At 44.8% G+C, this 6,808-nt stretch carries 6 protein-coding genes; 4 read left to right on the top strand and 2 right to left on the bottom strand.

Going from position 1 to position 6,808, the window contains the following annotated elements:
* On the bottom strand, positions 1-1,212 hold a 1,212-nt coding region (locus ABNT28_RS09430; protein WP_348721457.1), incomplete at its 3' end, for a BCCT family transporter.
* A 379-nt stretch (positions 1,213-1,591) separates the two neighbouring features.
* On the opposite strand from ABNT28_RS09430, the gene ABNT28_RS09425 reads away from it, so the two are divergent.
* From ABNT28_RS09425 to ABNT28_RS09410, 4 genes are all read left to right on the top strand, one after another.
* Positions 1,592-2,608, top strand: coding sequence for an amino acid ABC transporter substrate-binding protein (locus ABNT28_RS09425; RefSeq protein WP_348721456.1), 1,017 nt, complete (start codon positions 1,592-1,594; stop codon positions 2,606-2,608).
* Between the two features lie 86 nt (positions 2,609-2,694).
* Positions 2,695-3,882, top strand: coding sequence for an ABC transporter permease subunit (locus tag ABNT28_RS09420; protein WP_348721455.1), 1,188 nt, complete (start codon positions 2,695-2,697; stop codon positions 3,880-3,882).
* Between the two features lie 2 nt (positions 3,883-3,884).
* Positions 3,885-5,024 carry an amino acid ABC transporter permease gene (locus ABNT28_RS09415; protein ID WP_332924586.1) on the top strand — a complete coding sequence of 380 codons (1,140 nt, stop codon included), beginning with the start codon at positions 3,885-3,887 and terminating at the stop codon, positions 5,022-5,024.
* Between the two features lie 15 nt (positions 5,025-5,039).
* Entirely contained in the window at positions 5,040-5,807 is a 768-nt protein-coding gene (locus tag ABNT28_RS09410) for an amino acid ABC transporter ATP-binding protein (protein ID WP_332924587.1), read from the top strand.
* A 46-nt stretch (positions 5,808-5,853) separates the two neighbouring features.
* Here the strand turns inward: ABNT28_RS09410 and sseA are convergent, their stop codons facing one another.
* Positions 5,854-6,714: a 3-mercaptopyruvate sulfurtransferase gene (gene sseA, locus ABNT28_RS09405; protein ID WP_332924588.1), complete on the bottom strand. Its 861-nt coding sequence runs from the start codon at positions 6,712-6,714 to the stop codon at positions 5,854-5,856.
* Positions 6,715-6,808: the final 94 nt, after the last annotated feature.

Below are 6,808 nucleotides of genomic sequence, written 5' to 3'. Positions count from 1 at the left end.
AATGGCTGTACCACCGACAAAGGTAAACCATACAAAACACATTGTAGCAGGGACGATCATGGCACCTAGCACATATTCGCGAATGCTTCTGCCCCGGGATATGCGTGCCAGAAACAACCCAACAAAAGGCGCAAAGGCGATCCACCATGCCCAATAAAAGATAGTCCATCCACCTTGCCAATCAGCAAGTTTCTGGCTCACTTCGCTACCGTCATTGCTCCAGACTTCTAGCGACATGCGCGGAAAGGCAAGAAGATAGTCATAAAGACCCAGAAAAAAGGATTTAAACACAAATAATGTTGATCCGAACAAAATGAAGAACAGCAGAATAAACAAGGACAGACCCATATTTATGTTGGAGAGCCATTTAATGCCGCGACCAACGCCCGACATCGCAGACAGAGTCGATGCCCCCATCACAACAAGCAGTGACAAAATCATGGCGGTTTTGGTTGGTGCCCCTTCGGCATTCATCATCCACGTCGCACCAGTAATGTTGAACATACCCGATGAAAATTGAGACACACCGTAACCAATTGTGACGGAAACGCCCAATATCGTTGCGATAACTGAAACAATATCTACAGCATGACCAAGTGGCCCAGACAGTTTTTTGCCAAGCAATGGGGTTAAACCAGAACGTATGGTCAGTGGCAGACCACGTGAATAGCTGAAAAAGGCAAGAGCAAGGCCCACCAAGGCATAGCACGCCCATGCAGACAGCCCCCAATGAAGAAATGACCATTGGAAAGCTGGCCTTACATTTTCAGCCGTTACGGCCGCAACTGTGCCACGGATTATATCGGGATTGTTGGAAAAGTGGTAGATCGGTTCAGCCGTTGCATAGGTCAGCATACCGATGCCAATGCCAGCGCCGAACATCATTGAAAACCATGAAAAACGCGAAAATTCAGGTTTTTCGTTAGGCTTGCCAAGATGAATTGAACCAGTACGTGGCCATAATGCCAGAATGAAGCAGACGACAACATAGAACGCCACAACATACATATACCAGTGACCAAAATGTGCGAGTAGAAAACCGTTGAACTGGCTTAAGAGTACGCCTGCTTGTTCAGAAAAAACGGCAGCCCATAAAATTAAAGCACCGATGAGAGTTTTAGAACCAATCGTAACGGCACGGTTAAAGCCTTGGTAAAAACCAAAATCAGCTTTATTAATAGGAAGATCGGTCAGGGGAGGGTGAATAGACATTTATTTCTCCTAGCGAGTGAATTGAGGAAAAACTGTCTTGATTACCTTTGACTTAGTTCAAGCTAGTCATAATTTTGACATAAGAGCAAGAATTGTTTGCATGATTTTAGCGGCTATATAAAGAATCGTGTTTAATGCGATGGCAACAATCGATAAAATTAATATTACGCTAAAATTAATTAAATTTAATGCACATGCCCCTAACCAATGCTCAGAAACAATTTAGAGCAAAATTTTTATTATGTTTGTTTCAGCATCAGGTAAAAAATTGACTTTACACTTTCCTTATAGTTTCGATTCAGTATAAGTATAGCAATGTTCGTAGATGGTTCAAATTCATCACGAATACAAACAATAAACTTAAGCAGGGAACAAACTCATGAAAAAGTTTTATTTTGCATTTGCTGGTCTTGCGGCTGCTGCTCTCGTTAGTACAGCACAGGCTGGTACGCTAGAAGACGTTAAGTCTCGTGACGAAGTGAAATGTGTATTTAGCACCGGTCTGGCCGGGTTCGCTTTTCCAGATGACAAAGGTAACTGGACTGGTTTCGACGTAGATTTCTGTCGTGCCACAGCTGCTGCTGTCCTTGGTGACGCACAAAAGATCGGTCCTGTACCGGCAACAACTCAGAACCGTTTTACCGTATTGAATGCGGGTGAAGCTGATGTTCTGTGGCGTAACACAACAATCACATTCAGCCGTGACGTTGGCGTTAAGCTTACATTCCTGGGCGTCAACTATTACGACGGTCAAGGTTTTATGGCTAAGAAGTCATTGGGGATTAATTCTGCTCTTGAGCTTGATGGTGCATCTGTATGTATCCAGACAGGAACAACAACTGAGCTGAACCTTGCTGACTATTTCCGTTCTAACAACATGACCTATGAAGCTGTTCCAGTTGCTGACTCAGCTGAAGCACGTGAATGCTATTCTTCTGGTCGTGGTGACGTTCTGACAACTGATGCGTCTGCACTGTCTTCACAGCGCGCTGCAATGGAAAATCCAGACGATCACATGGTTCTGCCTGAGATTATCTCTAAAGAGCCGCTTGGACCAGCAGTACGTCAGGGTGACGACGAGTGGGCCGATATTGTTCGTTGGGTTCTGTATGCAACAATCACAGCTGAAGAGCTGGGCATTACACAGGCTAACGTTAACACAATCGGTAGCACAACCAACAACCCTGAAATCAAGCGTTTCCTGGGTCTTGAAGCCAACCTTGGACCAGAACTTGGTCTGAGTGCTGACTGGGCAAAGAACATCATTGCTCAGGTTGGTAACTATGGCGAAATCTTTGAGCGCAACATCGGTGTGAACACACCACTAGGTATTGGCCGTGGTGTTAATGCACTATGGACAGATGGTGGTCTTCAGTACTCACCACCGTTCCGCTAGGATCTGGATATAAGAATAAGCACCGCGGGGCGACCCGCGGTGTTTTATTATAAAAAACTTTTATTTAGTAAATTTTGGAAAACCGCATGAACAATAATAGTGTCTCGGATTTCAACCTGCGCCGATTGTTTTACAATCAGGAAGTTCGATCTGTTGGTATCCAGATACTGACTCTTGCAGTGATCTGTTATCTTGTTTTTTCCATCGGCCAGAACGTGCTTGTCAACCTTGCAGCAATTGGCAAGGATATTAGCTTTAATTTTCTTTGGGTGCCTGCTGGTTACGATATTACGTTCCAGCCATTTGTTGATTATGGCCCCACTAATACACATTTCCGCGCAGCCATGGTTGGGCTTTCCAATACATTGCTTGTTGCCGTAACGGGTATTGTACTGGCTACAATTCTTGGTTTTATATTGGGTGTGATGCGACTGTCACAAAATTTCCTAGTCAGTAAATTATCCCAGATTTTCGTTGAATTTACGCGAAATGTTCCAGTCTTGCTTCATATTTTCTTTATCTACGGTGTGATTATCAATCTTTTGCCTGTACCAAAGAAGGCTGAATCGATTGGCGGTGTTTTCTTTCTTACCAACCGCGGTATCTTTGCACCTGCGCCCACTCTGGAACAAGGTTATGAAGCCGTTGTTGGTGCCTTTATTGTAGCTCTTATAGGTTGTTACGCATTAGCCAGATGGGCAAAAAAGAGACAAATGAAAACGGGGCAAATTTTTCCAGTTTTCCTGACGTCTCTGGGTTTAATCATTGCCTTGCCATTGCTTGCCAACGTTGTCGTTGGCGGCGCTATTGGTGTTGAAATTCCAAAGTTGAAGGGCTTTAATTTTAAAGGTGGATTGATTTTACGCCCCGAATATGTAGCACTGTGGTTTGCGCTGTCCTATTATACAGCGAGTTTTATCGCTGAGATCGTACGTGGTGGTATTCTTGCCATTCATAAAGGACAAAAAGAAGCAGCCCATGCACTTGGTATTCCGGCAAATCGCACATTGCGTCTGGTTGTTATTCCACAAGCATTGCCGCTTATCATTCCACCAATCGCAAGTAATTACCTTAACCTGACCAAAAATTCATCATTAGCTATCGCTATTGGTTATTTTGATATTGTGGCGACGTTAGGGGGAATTTCATTGATGCAAACAGGCAAGGAGGTGGAGACCATGTCTCTTGTGCTTCTGATTTACTTATGTCTGTCCCTTTGCATCTCGGCGTCAATGAATTTCCTGAACCACCGCGTTACGTTGAAGGCTAGATAATAATGACAGCTTCAATTGAAACATCTAAAAAGCCAAACGCTACTGAGGATATGCTTCCGCCGCGTGGTGAGACAGGTATTATATTATGGTTACGCAAGAATCTGTTTGCTACGCCCACTGATACCGTACTTACCCTTTTTTGCATGTATATTCTGTATCTTTTCGTGCCAGGTTTTGTCGAATGGTCGATAATTGATGCTGTATGGTCTGCATCAGGCAGAGTTGATTGCTGGGAGCAGATGGAAGAGCCCAACAGCGCGGCGTGCTGGGCTTTTGTTAGTACGCGTCTTCAGTTGCTGGTCTATGGCTTTTATCCCGAAGAATATATCTGGCGAGTCAATATTGCCTTTGTTCTGTTCCTGTTAGCGTTAGTGCCGGTCTTGTGGGACAACACACCACGTCGGCCTTTGGCTTTGCTTTATTCAGCTTTATTCCCATTCATTGCAACATGGCTTGTTTTTGGTGGTTTTGGTATAGAGGCTGTTGAAACCAAGAAGATTGGCGGTATTGCACTGACCTTGCTTATTGGGGTGACAGGCATTGCCTTTTCATTGCCTATTGGCATCATGCTGGCGCTTGGACGTACTTCAAAACTGCCGGTTCTAAAGATGCTTTCAGTCATCTTTATTGAATTTATCCGCGGTGTACCATTGATTGCGTTGCTTTTCATCGCATCAACTATGCTGAATTACTTCCTGCCACCAGGTACGACGTTTGATCTTCTGGTGCGGGTTCTGATCATGGTTACATTTTTTGCCTCTGCCTATATGGCCGAGGTGATTCGTGGTGGTCTGGCAGGTATTCCAAAAGGACAAATTGAGGCAGCGCAAGCGTCTGGTTTGACCTATTGGAAGACAACATATCTGATTGTCATGCCGCAAGTTCTGAAAATTTCGATACCGGGTATCGTGAATACATTTATCGGCTTGTTCAAAGACACGACTCTTGTTCTGATTATTGGCATGTTTGATGTGCTTGGTATGGGACGTTCGTCACTAGCTGACCCGAACTGGAACGGTCTAGCGCGCGAGATATATATCTTTGTTGCAATCTTCTTTTTCATATGCTGCTACGGGATGAGTTACTACTCGGCCTATCTGGAGCGTAAACTTGATACTGAAAACAAATTTCAGAAGAAATAATTGGCTGGGAACAAAATGGCTAAGAAACCGAATAAATCTACAAATGGCGAAACCGTTATCCGCATCGAAGCGATGCATAAATGGTTTGGCAATTTTCATGCTCTAAAAAACATCGATCTGACAGTTAAATCTGGTGAAAAAATTGTTATTTGTGGACCATCTGGTTCAGGAAAATCAACGCTGATTCGCTGTATCAACCGTCTGGAAGAACATCAGAAGGGTGTGATTAATGTACATGGCACTGATCTGACGAGCGATCTTAAGGATATTGAAACGATCCGTTCAGAAGTCGGTATGGTGTTTCAGAGCTTCAATCTGTTCCCCCATCTAACCATTTTGGAGAACTGCGTGCTTGCCCCCATCTGGGTTCGCAAGATGCCGCGCAAAGAGGCCGAAGAGATTGCCTTGCAATATCTGGAGCGTGTTCGTATTCCGGAACAAGCACTCAAATATCCTGGCCAGCTATCAGGTGGTCAGCAGCAGCGTGTGGCTATTGCCCGTGCCTTGTGTATGCGTCCACGGATTATGTTGTTCGATGAGCCAACATCTGCACTTGATCCAGAAATGATCAAGGAAGTGCTCGAAACGATGATTACGCTTGCCGAAGATGGCATGACCATGATTGTTGTTACGCATGAGATGGGCTTTGCGCGTAAAGTTGCAAACCGCGTTATCTTTATGGATGCAGGTGAAATCGTCGAAGAGAATGATCCGGAAACATTCTTTAATAAGCCAAAGAACGATCGCACAAAGCTATTCCTAAGCCAGATTCTTAACGACTGATGTGAATGTTGATCCGGTCCGTTCCGTGGCCGGATTGCTGTGCGTGTTAGGCTTGGCCCGTTTCAATGGGGGCATCTGATGTGCCCCATTCAGCCCAAGACCCATCAAACATTGAAACCTGTTGATGGCCAACAAGCTCTAGCGCAAGCGCCAATGCACAAGCCGTAACGCCTGAACCGCAGGTGGTTGTGATCCTTTCCGCCAGGTCAACACCACCAGATTCGATGATTTGCTTCAATTCACTGGTAGTTTTCAACAGTTTTGTATCAGGATCAAATAGTGAGGTCACAGGTACATTTAAAGAATCCGGAATATGGCCAGAACGGATCCCCGCACGTGGTTCTGGTAATTCGCCTGAAAAACGCCCTGCGGCTCTAGCATCAACAATCTGACCGGCAATACCAGCTTCTACCTGTGGGCGTAAATCTTGCATATAGGCGACTGTGGCATTTTGTGCATTGCCAGCGATGAAATCACCAGTATTCGTGGGTTTTGAAGTGTTTTTTTGCAAGCTACCACCAGCTTGTTTCCATGCTGTTAATCCACCATCAAGATAGCTGACATTGGTGTGGCCAAACAGGCGAAACAGCCACCAAGCGCGGGCAGATGACATAAACAGCGAATCATCATAGACAATCACATGATCATTCTGATTTACGCCAAGGGCCCGGATATGCGTCTCAAAAACCTCGGCAGATGGCACAGTGTGCGGTAGCGCGGCATCAGGGTCGGCAATGACGCCAAGATCAAACCGCTGGGCACTAGGTATATGCCCTTCATCAAATTCAGTAATCGCGTCACGCCCAGTTGCCGGAATATGAAATGTAGCATCAAATATTTTTAAATCAATATCTTCAATATGCGCTTTAAGCCATTCAGCTGAAACAATATTTTTATTATCAAACATATCGATTATCTCACTATAGCCAGTCGGGTACAGGTAATTGCTTTTCGCGAAGAAATTCTGGATTCCAGACCTTTGATTGATAACGTTGCCCACT

Source organism: uncultured Candidatus Puniceispirillum sp., from assembly GCF_963979125.1.
Classification (GTDB): Bacteria; Pseudomonadota; Alphaproteobacteria; order Puniceispirillales; family Puniceispirillaceae; genus Puniceispirillum.
The sequence above is the reverse complement of the archived record's forward strand: the minus strand, read 5'-3'. Positions and strand labels throughout refer to the sequence as shown.